12 protein-coding genes and 1 pseudogene are annotated in these 14,337 nt (G+C 70.9%); 3 read left to right on the plus strand and 10 right to left on the minus strand.

Features of this window, described 5'->3' with window-relative positions:
• Window positions 1-47: 47 nt before the first annotated feature.
• Window positions 48-800, minus strand: a complete 753-nt coding sequence (locus tag MTF69_RS22505; RefSeq protein ID WP_243336988.1) for a TetR/AcrR family transcriptional regulator — start codon at window positions 798-800, stop codon at window positions 48-50.
• 118 nt (window positions 801-918) lie between these two features.
• Between MTF69_RS22505 and MTF69_RS22510 the strand changes: the two genes are divergently transcribed.
• Window positions 919-2,175: a saccharopine dehydrogenase family protein gene (locus MTF69_RS22510; protein ID WP_243336990.1), complete on the plus strand. Its 1,257-nt coding sequence runs from the start codon at window positions 919-921 to the stop codon at window positions 2,173-2,175.
• A gap of 9 nt (window positions 2,176-2,184) precedes the next feature.
• Here the strand turns inward: MTF69_RS22510 and MTF69_RS22515 are convergent, their stop codons facing one another.
• From MTF69_RS22515 to MTF69_RS22545, 7 genes and pseudogenes are all read right to left on the minus strand, one after another.
• Entirely contained in the window at window positions 2,185-2,574 is a 390-nt protein-coding gene (locus tag MTF69_RS22515; protein ID WP_243336992.1) for a hypothetical protein, read from the minus strand.
• A gap of 129 nt (window positions 2,575-2,703) precedes the next feature.
• Window positions 2,704-3,136, minus strand: a pseudogene (locus tag MTF69_RS22520) (VOC family protein).
• Between the two features lie 119 nt (window positions 3,137-3,255).
• Window positions 3,256-3,582 carry a hypothetical protein gene (locus tag MTF69_RS22525; RefSeq protein WP_243336993.1) on the minus strand — a complete coding sequence of 109 codons (327 nt, stop codon included), beginning with the start codon at window positions 3,580-3,582 and terminating at the stop codon, window positions 3,256-3,258.
• A gap of 125 nt (window positions 3,583-3,707) precedes the next feature.
• Window positions 3,708-5,135, minus strand: coding sequence for a GH1 family beta-glucosidase (locus MTF69_RS22530; protein ID WP_243337000.1), 1,428 nt, complete (start codon window positions 5,133-5,135; stop codon window positions 3,708-3,710).
• A 76-nt stretch (window positions 5,136-5,211) separates the two neighbouring features.
• Window positions 5,212-6,132, minus strand: a complete 921-nt coding sequence (locus MTF69_RS22535) for a carbohydrate ABC transporter permease (protein ID WP_243337002.1) — start codon at window positions 6,130-6,132, stop codon at window positions 5,212-5,214.
• Window positions 6,129-7,130, minus strand: coding sequence for a carbohydrate ABC transporter permease (locus MTF69_RS22540; RefSeq protein ID WP_243337003.1), 1,002 nt, complete (start codon window positions 7,128-7,130; stop codon window positions 6,129-6,131). Before MTF69_RS22540 ends, MTF69_RS22535 begins: the two co-directional genes overlap by 4 nt.
• A 150-nt stretch (window positions 7,131-7,280) precedes the next feature.
• On the minus strand, window positions 7,281-8,585 hold the full coding sequence (locus tag MTF69_RS22545) for an ABC transporter substrate-binding protein (protein ID WP_243337005.1): 1,305 nt from the start codon (window positions 8,583-8,585) through the stop codon (window positions 7,281-7,283).
• A 224-nt stretch (window positions 8,586-8,809) separates the two neighbouring features.
• On the opposite strand from MTF69_RS22545, the gene MTF69_RS22550 reads away from it, so the two are divergent.
• Window positions 8,810-11,608, plus strand: coding sequence for a glycosyl hydrolase (locus MTF69_RS22550; protein WP_243337007.1), 2,799 nt, complete (start codon window positions 8,810-8,812; stop codon window positions 11,606-11,608).
• A 97-nt stretch (window positions 11,609-11,705) separates the two neighbouring features.
• Here the strand turns inward: MTF69_RS22550 and MTF69_RS22555 are convergent, their stop codons facing one another.
• Together MTF69_RS22555 and MTF69_RS22560 are read right to left on the minus strand one after the other, a co-directional pair.
• On the minus strand, window positions 11,706-12,743 hold the full coding sequence (locus MTF69_RS22555) for a LacI family DNA-binding transcriptional regulator (protein WP_243337013.1): 1,038 nt from the start codon (window positions 12,741-12,743) through the stop codon (window positions 11,706-11,708).
• Window positions 12,744-12,903: 160 nt separating this feature from the next.
• A complete protein-coding gene (locus MTF69_RS22560) occupies window positions 12,904-13,065 on the minus strand; it encodes a carbohydrate-binding protein (RefSeq protein WP_243337014.1) in 162 nt (53 codons plus the stop codon).
• Between the two features lie 179 nt (window positions 13,066-13,244).
• Here MTF69_RS22560 and MTF69_RS22565 point away from each other — a divergent pair, with 179 nt between their 5' ends.
• The gene (locus MTF69_RS22565; protein WP_243337015.1) at window positions 13,245-14,186 is read left to right on the plus strand and encodes a LysR family transcriptional regulator; all 942 of its coding nucleotides are present in this window, start codon (window positions 13,245-13,247) and stop codon (window positions 14,184-14,186) included.
• Window positions 14,187-14,337: the final 151 nt, after the last annotated feature.

Genomic DNA, 14,337 nt, shown 5'->3' on the forward strand with positions numbered 1-14,337 from the left:
AACGCACAGTCCTGCTCAGGGCGCGTCGTCCGCGGAGCCCGACGTCCTCAGGGCGCGGCCGGTCGGCCCGTCGGGCGGCGGCGGGCGCCCGCGCCCCCGCGCGCGCCGGCCAGCTCACGCTCGGCGCTCTCCAGCAGCATGTCCAGCGCGACCGGATAGGCGCTCTGCGGCATCCGGGCCGCGAGGAGTCCGGCGGTGGCCGCGATGTTCGGGTACGTCCCGGCCGGCAGGCGGGCGTACGTCGACTCCCACCGCTCCTCATCGGACTCCCGGGCCTGCTCCGTCAGCGCCAGGGAACCCGCGTCGAGCGCCGCGAAGGCCAGACACTGGTCGATGTAGGCGTGGTAGATCCGTACGGCGTCCTCGTCGCCGAACCCCGCGCCGCGAAGGCTGCCGAGGATGGCCTCGTCGGCCGCGATCTCCCGGGGGCGCCCGGTCACCCGGCTCGCGGTCAGCAGGGCGGCCTGCGGATGGGCGAGGTAGGCACCGTGGATGCGCAGGCCCAGGGAGCGCAGGTCCTCGCGCCACCGCCCGGTCGGGACCCAGCCGGCGAGGGCCCGGCCGATGAGCTCCTCACCGATGGCGAGGGTGAGCCCGTCCATGCCGTCGAAGTAGCGGTAGAGGGTGCTGGGGTCCGCGCCCAGGGCGGCGCCGAGCCGCCGGGCGGTCAGGCCCGCGCCGCCGTGCTCCCGCACCATCCGCAGCGCCGTCTCGACGATCAGCCGCTCGGAGAGCACCGTGCCCTGCCGGGTCGGACGCCGCCGTCGGCGGGCCTCCTCCGCAACCACGTCCTTAGGCATCGCGGACTCGCCTCCTGGACCGTTCCCCGCCCTTATGCCAACAGCATTGACCTTAACTCTTGGCAGACGGTTCCATCAGCCCCCTGGGGCACACGCCCCACCGAGAGAGGACCTCGCCATGCGCGTTCTGCTTGTGGGTGCCGGCGGCGTCGGGAGTGCGATCGCCAAGATCGCCGCCCGCCGCGGCTTCTTCGACCGTTTCGTCGTCGCCGACTACGACCTGACCCGGGCCGAGGCCGCCGTCGCCGCCCTGGGTGAGGCGGAGCAGCGCTTCACCGCCTGCCGCGCGGACGCCTCCGACGAGGAGGAAGTCGCCCGGCTGCTCACCGAGCACGGGTGCGACGTCCTGATGAACGCAACCGACCCGCGCTTCGTGATGCCGCTGTTCAACGCCGCGCTGGCGGCCGGCACCCACTATGTGGACATGGCCATGTCGCTGTCCCGCCCGCACCCTGCGGACCCGTACGGCACGTGCGGGGTGAAGCTCGGCGACGAGCAGTTCGAACGGGCCGCGGAGTGGGAGAAGTCGGGCCGGCTCGCGCTCGTCGGCATGGGCGTGGAGCCCGGCCTCTCGGACGTCTTCGCCCGCTACGCGGCCGAGGAACTCTTCGACGACATCGAGGAGCTCGGCATCCGGGACGGGGCCGATCTGACCGTCGAGGGCTACGACTTCGCACCGTCCTTCAACATCTGGACGACGATCGAGGAGTGCCTGAACCCTCCCGTGGTGTACGAGCGCGAGCGCGGCTGGTTCACCACCGAACCGTTCAGCGAGCCGGAGGTCTTCGACTTCCCCGAGGGCATCGGCCCCGTGGAGTGCGTCAACGTCGAGCACGAGGAGGTCCTCCTCGTCCCGCGCTGGGTCGGAGCCCGCCGGGTCACCTTCAAGTACGGCCTCGGCGACGATTTCATCGGCAAGCTCAAGACCCTCCACGCGCTCGGCCTGGACTCCACCGAACCGGTCACCGTCCGCGGCGAGGACGGCAGCCCGGTCCGCGTCTCACCGCGCGACGTGGTCGCGGCCTGCCTGCCCGACCCCGCGACCCTCGGTGACCGGATGACCGGCCGCACCTGCGCCGGGACCTGGGTCAAGGGCACCAAGGACAACCTGCCGCGCGAGGTGTACCTCTACCACGTGGTCGACAACGAGTGGTCCATGCGCGAGTACGGCTCCCAGGCCGTGGTCTGGCAGACCGCCGTCAACCCGGTGGTGGCCCTCGAACTGCTCGCCGCCGACGTGTGGTCCGGGTCCGGAGTCCTCGGCCCGGAGGCCCTGCCGCCCCGCCCCTTCCTCGACCTGCTCACCGCGTACGGTTCCCCCTGGGCGATCCGGGAACAGGACCCGAGCCCGGCCGGTCGTGCCGGCGGGCGCTGAGGACGGGTCCTAGCGCCCGGTGGCTGCCGGCGGCCATGGGGGCCAGGGCAAGGCCTCGTACTGCTGGGCGAGGAGTCTGCGGTTCTGGCGCCCCAGGGTCGTGAACCCCGCGATGAGGGTCCCGGCGAAGGACATGCCGGCTATCGGCGGTGCCCAGTGGCTGTCCACGCCCACCGCCAGTAGCCACAACGTTGCACAGGCTGCCCCGAGGGCCAGCAGCAGCGCGATCCTGGCGGCGCGCGCCCGCCCCCGGCTCACCGCGATGCACCCGAAGCCGAGGGCCGCGCCCGGGGCGGCCGTGAGGACGAGGACGATCAGCAGGTAGAGGGCGTAGACGATCAGCATGCCGCGGGACCCCCGGAAGTCGTGGCAACCCGCCTCGAAGACAGGGGGGTTCATGTTCCCGTGCTCCGGCAGGTGCTCGACGCCCATACTGGCAGAAGGTTTGAACGTGTTCAATACTGCCGCGCCGACTGCGGGGGAGCCCGGCCCCGCCGCCGAGGCGGAACGCGGGGGTCGTCGCAGCCGTCAGCGTTCCGACAGCTCCGAGGGTGCTTCCTGGACGACCCAACCGTTGCCGTCCGGGTCGGAGAAGGTCAGGAAGGAGTTCCAGGTGTCACCCTTGCCGTCCTCCCAGCCCTTCTCGCCGACGTGCCGCACCGGCGACACCTCGACGCCGCGCACCGTCAGCTCCTCGCGCGCGGCCTCGATATCGGTGACGCAGAGCTGCAGGCCCTGGAGCGTGCCCGGTGTCATCTGGCGCGTACCGGGCGCCGGGGGCATCCCCGTGCTCCAGCGCGATCGAACAGCGCGAGCCGGGCGGGGTCAGCTGGATGATGCGGATGCCGGGCGCGACCTCGCTGTCGAGGTCGACCCCGAAGCCGACCTTGTCCGCGTAGAACTCCTTCGACCGGTCCATGTCGGTGACAGGGACCAGAACCACTTCGAGCGTCCAGTTCATGACGGGCCTCCTCGGAACACGAATGGTGCAGGGAAGGTCCACCGTGGCCTACGGGCCACCCGTGCGCGAGCCGAATCGCCGTCCAGGGCGCCTGCTGGTCCGGGACCCGTCCGGGTGTGTCAGGGCGACTGCTGACCGTCCTCGCGGGCCAGACGAAGGGCGAGTTCCTGCAGGATCGCGTCGGTACCGGGCTCCGCGCCGGTTTCGTCGTACGCGTAGGCGACCGCCGCGAAGGCGGCGATGAAACCGTTGACCAGAGCGCTCAGCGGCGCGGAGAGCTGGTCGAGCACGGCGCCGCCGACCTCTTCGGGGTCGGCTCCCGCCGGCACCAGGAAGTGACCGGGGGTCACTTCCGCGAGCAGGTCGGAGGCGAGGCCTTCGCCGACATCCGCGCGCAGGGCGGTGAGCGCGGCGATGGCTTTGAGTTTGATCTCGTTCTCGTGCACGGTTCGAGAGTACGACGCGGGTCGTGGGCAACGCCGTTCTCGGTACCCGGATCCTTGGTCGTGCGCGTGGTTCGACGCGGACGGCCCCGGGACGTTCCCAGGACCGCGCGCAGGAGAGATCCCCATCAGCCCCGCGCCAGCCCGCCCCGCGCGATCACCTCCGCGTACCATCGCGCACTGTCCTTCACCGTCCGGCGCTGGGACGCGAAGTCCACGTGGACGATACCGAAGCGCTTGCTGTAGCCGTATGCCCACTCGAAGTTGTCCAGCAGGCTCCACAGGAAGTAGCCGCGTACGTCCACACCGTCCTCGATCGCCCGGTGTACGGCCGTCAGGTGCGCGTCGAGGTACGCCACCCGCTCCGGGTCGTGGACCCGCCCCTCCGGGTCCGCGTAGTCGTCGTACGCCGCCCCGTTCTCCGTCACCAGGAGGGGGAGGTGCGGGAGTTCGTCGCGCAGCCGGGTCAGCAACTCGTACAGCCCGTCCGCGTCCACCGGCCAGTCCATCGCCGTGCGCGGGCCCGCCGCCGGGGTGAACGCCACATGCTCCTCGGCTCCCGCCCAGGGGGCGGGGGAAGCGGAGGAGCCCGCCGAAACCACGCTGGGGGAGTAGTAGTTGATGCCCAGCGAGTCGATCGGGGTGGACGCGACCTCCAGGTCGCCGTCCCGGACGAACGACCAGTCGGTCACCCCCGCCGTGTCATCCACCAGGTCCTGCGGCAGCCGCCCGTGGAAGACCGGGTCCACGAAGATCCGGTTCGCCACCGCGTCGATCCGGCGCACCGCGTCCCGGTCCGCCGCGGTGTCCGTCAGCGGGCGCAGGGCGTGGAGGTTCAAGGTCAGGGAGATCTCGGCGGTGGACGGGAGGCGGTCACGCAGGACGCGGGCCGCGCCGCCGTGGGCCAGGTTGAAATGGTGGGCGGCACGCAGCGCGGCGAGGTTGCTGGTGCGCCCGGGGGCGTGGACCCCGTTCCCGTACCCCAGGAACGCCCCGCACCAAGGCTCGTTCAGCGTCGTCCAAGTCGTCACCCGGTCGCCGAGCGCCCGGGCCACCAGGCCCGCGTACTCCGCGAACCGGTGTGCGGTGTCCCGTTCCGGCCAGCCGCCGGCGTCCTCCAGCTCCTGCGGGAGGTCCCAGTGGTAGAGCGTCGCGACGGGCCTGATGCCGTTCGCCAGCAACTCGTCCACCAGGCGGCGGTAGAAGTCCAGGCCGCGCTCCACGGCCGGGCCCCGCCCCGTCGGCTGGACCCGGGGCCAGGAGACGGAGAAGCGGTAGTCCGTGACGCCGAGCTCCTTCATCAGCTTCACGTCGTCCGGCATCCGGTGCAGGTGGTCGGCGGCGATGTCACCGGTGTCACCGTTGCGGACCTTGCCGGGGGTGCGGCTGAAGGTGTCCCAGATGGAGGGCGTCCGGCCGTTCTCGGCGGCGGCTCCCTCGATCTGGTAGGCGGCGGTGGCCGTCCCCCAGCGGAATCGGGTGGGGAAGCGGAGCCCCGTCCCGGTCTCGGGGCGCGTGCCCGTGGAGGTCGCCGGGCGGGCATCGACAGCGGTCATGGGACGGACACTCCAGGGAGTAGGGGGACGATCGGAGGGGGACGATCAGATGGGGCTGGTGGGGCCGGGGAACGCGTCAGCCCTTGACGGCCCCCTGCATGATGCCGCCGACGATCTGCCGGCCCAGCAGGCCGAAGACGAGCAGCACCGGCAGCGTGCCGAGCAGCGTGCCGGCCATGATCACCGACTGGTCGTTGACGTAGCCGCCGCCGAGCTGCCGCAGAGCGACCTGCACGGTCGGCTCCTGCGAGGACAGCGCGATGACCGGCCAGAAGAAGTCGTTCCACGCCGTCATGAACGTGAGCATCCCGAGCACCGCCATCCCCGGCCGCGCGATCGGGATCACGATCGACCAGAAGATGCGGGCCGTGGAGGCCCCGTCCATGCGGGCCGCCTCGATCAGCTCGTCCGGCAGCGACTGGATCAGGTACTGGCGCATGAAGAACACCCCGAACGCCGACACCAGACCCGGCAGGATCACCGCCTGGAGCTGATTCACCCACTGGAGTTCGGCGATGAGCATGAACAGCGGGATCACGCCGAGCTGCGGCGGGATCATCATCGTCCCGATCGTCAGCGTCAGCAGGGCGCCCCGGCCCCGGAACTTCAGCTTGGCGAAGGCGAACCCGGCCAACGTGCAGGAGAGCACCGTGCCCACGGTGATGGACCCGGAGACGATCAGCGAGTTGAGCAGCGCCTTGCCGATGTCGGCCTCTTCGAGGACCGCCTCGAAGTTCTTGATCAGGTTCGGGCCGGGCAGCAGGCTCGGCGGCACCTGCGCCAGGTCGGCGTTGGACCGGCTCGCCGCGACGATCGTCCAGTAGAAGGGGAACGCCGAGATCAGCAGCGCGAAACCGAGGACGAGGTAGGCGAGCCAGCCGCCCGTCATCGTCCTCCCGGCCCCGCCGCCCTTGTGGAGCCAGGGGGGCTTGCCCGGCCGATCCCGCGGAGGGCGGCGCTTCTCGGGCGCGGTCGGTGGTGGGGCGAGCGCGGTCATCGGCCGGCCTCCTTGCGTGCGCGGCGGCGCGCGATCAGGGCGTTGACCCCGACGAGCACCACGATCAGGACGAACATCACCCAGGCGATGGCCGCGGCCCGCCCCAGGTGGAAGAAGCCCCAGCCCTGCTCGTACATGTACAGGCCGAGGGTCTGGTACTGGTGCGAGATGCCGCCGGAGATCGATCCCTCGAACAGCAGTGGCTCACCGAAGAGCTGGGTCGCGCCGATCGTCGAAATGATCACGGTGAAGACGATGGTCGGACGCAGTCCGGGAAGCGTCACGTGGATGAACTGCCGCCAGCGAGAGGCGCCGTCGATCCCCGCGGCCTCGTACAGCTCGTGCGGGATCGACTGCATGCCCGCCAGGTAGATCAGTGCGTTGTAGCCGGTCCAGCGCCAGATCACGATCGTCGACACGGCGATCTGTGAGGCGACCGTGCCCGTCTGCCAGTCCACCGGGTCGACACCGACGAGCCCGATCACGTAGTTGATCAGCCCGAAGTCGCGGCCGAAGAGTTGCGCGAAGACGAGCGTGGCGGCGGCGACGGACGTCGCGTAGGGGAGCAGGACCGCGGTCCTGATGAACGTCCGCCCGCGCAGCTTGTAGTTGAGCAGGTGGGCCAGGCCCAGTGCCATCGCGAGCTGCGGCACGGTGGACAGCACGCCGATGGTGAACGTGTTGCGCAGCGAGATCCAGAAGTACTCGTCGGTGAAGAGCGCGGTGTAGTTGGCGATGCCCCGCCACTCCATCTCGCCGCTCGTCTGGAGCTCGACGCGGTAGAGGGAGACGAACGCCGTGTAGAGGAGCGGGAAGAGGCCGAAGGCGAGGAACAGGGTGAAGAAGGGGGCGATGTAGGCGTACGGAGAGGCCTTGCGCCACGTACGCCGGAGAGCGGCTGCCGGACCGTCGTCCGGGCCGGTCCCGGGGCCGGATCCGGGACCGGATCCGGTCCTGGCCGGGCGGGAGCCGGCCTTCGCGGTGGAGGTGGGGGACACGATGCGGCCCTTCGGTGGATCGGGGCAGGAGGGGTTACGGGGGCGGGAGGGGGAGGGAAGGGGTAGGGGTAGGGGCTGCGGCCGGTTCGCCGAGGTGCGCGGGCGACCGGCCGCCGGGGAGGACGACGGCCGGTCGCCCCGCGACCGGTGTCAGCCGATGACGTTCGCCACGCCCTTCTTCGCCGTCTCCCACGCCGTGCCCGACGAGACTCCCTTGCGCTCGACCTCGCTCAGCGCGTTCGTCAGCTGCTGCATCACGTTCTGGTCGTGCACGCCCAGCACCTGGACCGGGGACTCCTTGGCCGCGTCACCGAAGATCTGGCCGATCGGGGCGCCGGAGAAGTAGGGGTCCTCGGCGTCCGCGATCTTCGCGATCGCGCCCGTCGAGGAGGGGAAGTTGCCCTGCTTCTGGAAGACCTTCGCCTGCTGCTCGGGCGCGGTGAGCCACTCGATCAGTTTGTACGCCTCCTCCTTGTGCTTGGCGGCACGCGGGATCGAGAGGTACGAGCCGCCCCAGTTGCCCGCGCCACCGGGCAGCTTGGCGACGTCCCACTTGCCCTGGCCGGCGTCACCAGCCTGGCCCTTGACGTAGCCGAGCATCCAGGCCGGGCACGGGATGGTGGCGAACGAACCGGCGGCGAAGGCCTGGTTCCACTGCGGGGACCACTGGTCGAGCTTGGCGCTCAGGCCGGCCTCGGCCGCCTTCACGGAGGTGTCCCAAGCCGTCTTGACCGCCGGGTTCTTCTCGTAGATCAACTCGCCGGAGGCGTCGTAGTACCGCTCCTTCTCCTGGCCGATCATGACCCCGTAGAGGGATCCGATGCTGTCCAGCCAGGCGCTCTGGGCGGGTGCCTTCTTCTTGTACTCCTTGCCCAGCTCCAGGTATCCGTCCCACGTGGACCACTTCTTCGCGAGCTCCCCGCGGTCGGTGGGGAGACCGGCCTGCTTGAAGAGGTCGGTGCGGTAGCACATGGCCTCGGGGCCCACGTCCGTGCCGAGGCCGAGGACCTTGCCGTCCTTCGTGGTCGCCGCAGACCACTTGGCCTCGGCGAACTGGCCCGCGAGCTTGTCGGCCCCGAACGCCTTCAAGTCCTGGAACTTGTCGGACTGCTGCTGGGTGACCGACGCGATCCGGCCGACCTCGACGCCCTGCACGTCCGCGAGACCGCCGCCGCCCGCGAGGCGGGTCTGAAGCGACTTCCAGTAGTCCGCCTCGTCCTGGGTGTCGCTCTGCTTGATCGTCACGTTGGGGTGGAGCTTTTGGTACTCCTCGTAGAGCCCGGCCTCCTTGAAGCCGAAGGATCCGAAGAGGTCGATCGAGAGGGTGACTCTTCCGCCCACGCCCTCGGAGGCGTCCGGCGAGGCGCTGGATCCACAGGCGGCGAGGAGGGCCCCCGTGAGGACGACCGCGCCGAGGCGGGCTGTGGCTCTCTTGGCGGCTCGGGCGATGGGCATGGGAAGCCTCCCTTGACTTCGGGCTGAACCGAGCGCGTTGAGAGCGCTCTCAGTGCGTGCGTCTGGAGCGTCCCCCACCGCCTGTCCCTCGTCAAGACTCGAACGCATAACAGCTTGGCGCTGGGCCCAACTGCGCGTTGAGCATGCTCCCTTGACACTGAGGTTTCAGGAGATTTACGTTCCTTGGCACTTGAGAGCGCTCTCGAACGCGCTCTTCCCCCCACGTGATCGAGGTGTGTTTCGTGCAAGCCTCCCTCTCCAGACCCGCAGTGGCGACGCTCCTGGCCATCGGCCTGGCCGCCGTCGGCCTGGGCCCCGCCGCCTCTCCGGCGGCCGCCGCCACCATCCCGGCAGGGTCCGGCAGTTACACCGACACCCGGCCTGCCGGTACGTCAGGCCCCACCACGAACACCGGCGCCCCCGTCACCCCCAAACTCACCGCCGCCGCCCGGGACAAGCCGGTCCCGACCAACGACTGGTGGACCTCGCTCGCCTACCAGCGCTACGGCGACAACCCGTACTCCACCCCCATGTACGGTCACCCCCTCACCTACCAGGCCAAGGCCTCCGGCCTGGAGGTCGGCTACCCGACCGCGCCCGCGATCGTCGGTGACGGCCGGCAGTACGAGTACGCCCACAAGGCCGACCTCACCGTCGGCCTCACCGGCCTGAACTCTCCCGACACCAAGGCCGACGCCTGGTCCGACTGGACGGTCACCCCGTACTGGGCGGACGGCTCCCGCACCTTCCGGGCCACCATCGGCCACGGCATGCCGTTCGTGTACGCAAAGGGCTCCGGCGGCGACGCCCGCATCACGACCGCCTCCACGCCCACCGTCTTCGCGGACAACGGCAACGTCGTCGGCATCACGGTCGCCGGTCACCACTACGCCCTCTTCGCCCCGACCGGCGCCGACTGGAACGTCTCCGGCACCACGATCACCGCCGGACTCGCGGGCAAGGACTACTTCTCGCTCGCCGTCCTGCCCTCCACGGACGCGCTCGCGACCTACCGGAAGTACGCCTTCAGCTTCGTCACCGGCTCCCAGGTGGCCTGGCAGAGCGCCGGCGGCGACGTCCGGGCGACCTACACCCTGACCACGGAGGCGAAGGAGGGCGCCGAGCGCGGCACGCTCCAGGCCCTCTACCGCCACCAGTGGCTGCACACGACCGACGCGCTGACCCCCTACACGTACGTCTCACCACGCGGCACCATGAAGGTCCGCGAGTCCGCCTCCTTCACCACCAGCCAGAAGAACAACGGCGTGGTGCCCGCCCTGCCCGCCGCCGGCGGCGTCGACCGGGCCCGGCTGACCGGCTACCTCAACGAGGTCGCCCATGCCTCCGACCCGTTCTCCGGGGCCTCCGACACCTACTGGACCGGAAAGGCGCTCGGCCGCCTCGCCCAACTGGTGCCCGTGGCCGACCAGATCGGCCAGACCGCGACCCGCGACAAGCTCCTGGGCCTGATGAAGGGCCGGCTCCAGGAGTGGTTCACGGCGGGCGGAGCGAGCGGGTTCAGCTACGACAAGGACTGGAAGACCCTCACCGGTTACCCGGCCTCGTACGGCAGCGACACCGAACTCAACGACCACCACTTCCACTACAGCTACTACGTCTACGCGGCGGCGATCATCGCCCAGTACGACCAGGCCTGGGCGGCCGACTCGGCCTGGGGCGCGATGATCAAGCACCTGATCCGCGACACGGCCAACCCGAGCCGCACCGACGCGGCGTACCCCTTCCTGCGCGGCTTCGACGTGTACGCGGGCCACAGTTGGGCCTCCGGCCACCAGGGCTTCGCGGCCGGCAACAACCAGGAGTCCTCGTCGGAGTCCGTCAACCTCAGCGCCGGCCTCGTGCTCTGGGGCGCGGCGACCGGCGACACCTCGCTCCGCGACCTCGGCAGCTACCTGCTGACGACGGAGTCCGAGGCGATCACCCAGTACTGGTTCGACGCGAGCGAGCAGGTCTTCCCCGCCTCGTACAAGTACGGCACGGTCGGCATGGTCTGGGGCAGCGGCGCCGCGTACTCCACCTGGTGGACCGCCAACCCGGAGGAGATCCACGGCATCAACGTCCTGCCCGTGACCGGAGGTTCACTCCACCTGGCCCGTGAAAAGGCCGCCATCAAGCGGAACATCGCCGAGATGGAGCGCGAGAACGGCGGCCCGGCCCAGGAGTGGCGCGACCTGCTCTGGGAATTCGAGGCACTGACCGATCCGGCTGCGGCGAAGGCCAAGTGGGACGGTGCGAACGGCAATTACACCCCCGAGCAGGGCGAGTCCAAGGCGCACACCTACCACTGGATCAACACCCTCGACACCCTCGGCGCACCGGACATGACGGTCAGTGGAGACCTGCCCACCTCCGCCGTCTTCACCAAGAACGGAACCCGCACCTACACCGCGCACAACCACGGCTCGACCACCCGCACGGTGACCTTCTCGGACGGCAGAACCCTTTCCGTACCGGCCCGTTCGACGGCCACGGGCACCGGGCCCGGCGGCGGAGACCCGGACCCGGAGGAGCCGGGCCCGTCCACCGGCAACACCTTCCGCCTCAAGACCGGCGGCGTCCTCACCACCGCCACCACCGACCCGGCCGGCGCGGACACCCTGGCCTCGGCCGACGGCGTGAACCGGGACGGCACCCCGTATCGGCCGACCGTCTACGAGGCGAAGCAGGTCAACGGCAAGGTGTCCGCCGGGGCCGCCACCGCGTTCCGCCTCAGGGTGGACGCCGGCACCAAAGTCGGGCTCGCCCCGCAGGTCCGGGTCAGCTACGACCTGACCGGTGACGGCACCTTCGACCGCACGGAAACCTTCCGCTACTTCGCGACCGACCCGGTCGCGGGCTGGGAGGAGTACACGCAGGCGGTCGGCGCGCAAGCCGTCACGGGCAGTCTGGGCGAACTCAAGAACGGCACCGTCCGCCTGGAGATCTGGAACGCGCTGGGCCATGGCACGTCACAGGTGCAGACGGGCACGGACGCGGCGGTGCTGAAGATCCCGTACGTGTAGTCCCTCCTGCGTGGACGAACCAGACGTACGGGCACGATCGGCGCGGCGGGTCTTCGGCTCCTCGGGGCGGAGACCCGCCGTACGCGCGCGTCGGGGGTCAGGCCGAGGCCCGCCGGACCAGCATGGTCGGGGTGATCACCGAGTCCGGTGCCGCGCCGTTCCCCGTACGGTCGAGGATGCGCAGCAGCAGCCGGGCCATCAGCCGCCCCTGGCCCTCGATGTCCTGCCTGACGGTGGTCAGCGGCGGGTCGGTCTCCTTGGCCACCGGATCCATGTCGTCGAACCCGACGACCGCCACCTGCTCCGGCACCGCGATCCCGCGCTCCCGCAGGACCCGTAGCGCCCCCGACGCCATCAGGTCGTTCGCGACGAACACCGCGTCCAGGTCGGGCCGCCGTTCCAGCAGCTCCGCCATCGCCCGCGCCCCGCTCTCCACGGTGAAGGCGCCCTCGGCGACGAGCGTCGGATCCATGTCCAGCAGCACGTCCCGGTAGCCGTCGAGGCGGTCCATCGCCGAGGTCTGGTCGGGCGGCCCGCCGATGTGCGCGATCCGTTCCCGCCCGAGGTCACGCAGGTGCTGCACGGCGACCCGGGCCCCGCCCCGGTTGTCGGCGTCGACGTACGGAACGGCCCGTTCGCCAGGGTCGGCGGTCCAGCCGGGCCGGCCCCCGAACACGGTCGGAATCCCCGCTCGCCGGGTGATCGCGGGCAGCGGGTCGTCCGTGTGCAGCGAGAAGGCGAGCGCGCCGTCCACGTGCCCGCCGGACAGGTACCGGGTGATCCGGTCGAAGTCCCCCGGACCCTCCACCAGCAGCAGGACGAGCTGGGTGTCGTGGGCGGTCAGCTCCTTGCTGATGCCCCGGATCTGCTGGGAGAAGAAGGGGTCCGAGAAGATCCGCACCTCCGGCTCCGCGATGACGACGGCCACCGCGCCCGTTCGCCGGGTCACCAGCGTCCGGGCGGCGTGGTTGGGGACGTAGCCGAGCTCGTCGACCGCCCGGAGCACCTTGTCGACCAGCGGTTTGCGGACCCCGTCGCCCCCGTTGACGACCCGCGAGGCGGTGGCCCGGGAGACTCCCGCACGCGCCGCGACGGCTTCCAGGGTGGGGCGGGACCCGGGGGACTGCTCGGGCAAGGCGGATGCTCCTCGTCGACGGGGGCGGCGACACGCAGGGTGGTGCGGACCTCTGCGGTCGCCGGATCGTCTACAGCCTAGCGCCGGGACGGGCCGACGGCTGAGAGCGCTCCCAATCGGGGTCTCGCCCAGCTCGCCGCGGGCTGAGAACGCAGGCCGCTCAGCCGGCGTAGGGCTGCCACATCTTGACGGTCGTTGCCGGATTGCTCGCGGAATTGGATTTGTGCGTCACCAGGCACCGGTACTGCCTGCCGAAATGAACGACACGGTCGTTCTCCGCATACTGCCGGTTGACTTTCCACTCCGAGAATCCTGCCGCCATGTGACCGCACCTTTCGTCGAGCCGGCTCACTGCCGGCGTGCATGAAGCATCGCACCCTCCTGAGCAGGGCAGACACCCGATCCTGGCGGCCGGCGGATTCCGAATGCGGCAGACCCGTAGCGCAGACCCATGGCGCACACCCATAGCGCACGCCCACAGGTCTGGACCAAGCTCAGGGCATGGATCTGGAGTTGAGGCACCTCAAGATCGTCAGAGCCGTCGCCGACGCCGGCAGCCTGACCCGCGCGGCCACCGTGCTGGGGCTCACACAGCCCGCTCTGAGCACCCAGCTCAAACGGATCGAGCGGGCGCTGGACGGGCCGCTTTTCGTCCGGGGGCGGGACGGCGTACGAGCCACCGCGCTCGGGGAGCTGGTGCTGGAACGGGCCCGCGTGGTGCTGCCGGCCGTGTGCGAGCTTCAGGAGGAGGCGGTGCGCTTCGCCCGGCAGGGCACGGCCGGCTACCGGCTCGGGGGAACGCACGGGCCGCTGCTGGGCGGGCTCGTGGACCGGATCATCCGGCAGGAGCCCGGTGTACCGGTGACCACGTACACCTCGTGGTCGGAACGGGAGGTCGCCGGGGGCGTGGCCGCCGGCAGGCTGGACTTCGCCCTGGTCGGGGTGTGCGGGGAGAGCGCCCCGCCGGAGCCGGGGCGGCTCGCGTGGAGGGAGGTGGCACGGGACCCGGTGCACGTGATGCTGGCCGAGGACCACCCGCTGGCGCGGCGGCCGCGGATCGAGCTGGCGGAGCTGGCCGCCGAGGCATGGACGGACGTACCGGGCGACGGGTGCTTCGGGGACTGCTTCGCGGCGGCGTGCGTGCGCGCCGGGTTCACCCCGGCGTGCGTGTACGAGACGGACACGGCTTCGTGCGTGCACCTCGTACAGGTCGGGCGGGCCGTGGGCCTGTGCCGGGCGACGTTCCCCGTGACCCCCGGGCTCGTGACCAGGCCGCTCGCCGGGAGCCCACTGGTGTGGAGGCACCTGCTCGGCTGGCATCCGGCGGCGCGGGCAGCCGCCCGCGCGGCAGCGGTGCTGAAGCACGCCCGGGACGCGCACACGGAGGCGCTGGCCCGATCCTCCGCGGTCGCGGTCGCGGCGGCACTGGCGGAACGGGCGTAGGCCGGACGGGGCCCCGCCCGCCCACCGGCCTCCCGGCGGAGGAGGCCTCCACCGCGCGGCCATAACACCGGGGGAGGGGCCAACCGGCATCTCCCGCAGGAGCGTTGGGATTCCTACGGTGTCGCTGACCCCCACGAACCGAGGAGATCCC

Origin of the sequence: Streptomyces sp. AP-93, assembly GCF_022808175.1 — a bacterium.
Classification (GTDB): domain Bacteria; phylum Actinomycetota; class Actinomycetes; order Streptomycetales; family Streptomycetaceae; genus Streptomyces.

Coding starts and splice junctions, on each gene's coding strand:
- MTF69_RS22505 (WP_243336988.1), bottom strand. CDS start 800: ATGCCTAAGGACGTGGTTGCGGAGGAGGCCCGCCGACGGCGGCGTCCG.
- MTF69_RS22510 (WP_243336990.1), top strand. CDS start 919: ATGCGCGTTCTGCTTGTGGGTGCCGGCGGCGTCGGGAGTGCGATCGCC.
- MTF69_RS22515 (WP_243336992.1), bottom strand. CDS start 2,574: ATGAACCCCCCTGTCTTCGAGGCGGGTTGCCACGACTTCCGGGGGTCC.
- MTF69_RS22530 (WP_243337000.1), bottom strand. CDS start 5,135: ATGACCGCTGTCGATGCCCGCCCGGCGACCTCCACGGGCACGCGCCCC.
- MTF69_RS22535 (WP_243337002.1), bottom strand. CDS start 6,132: ATGACCGCGCTCGCCCCACCACCGACCGCGCCCGAGAAGCGCCGCCCT.
- MTF69_RS22545 (WP_243337005.1), bottom strand. CDS start 8,585: ATGCCCATCGCCCGAGCCGCCAAGAGAGCCACAGCCCGCCTCGGCGCG.
- MTF69_RS22560 (WP_243337014.1), bottom strand. CDS start 13,065: ATGGCGGCAGGATTCTCGGAGTGGAAAGTCAACCGGCAGTATGCGGAG.
- MTF69_RS22565 (WP_243337015.1), top strand. CDS start 13,245: ATGGATCTGGAGTTGAGGCACCTCAAGATCGTCAGAGCCGTCGCCGAC.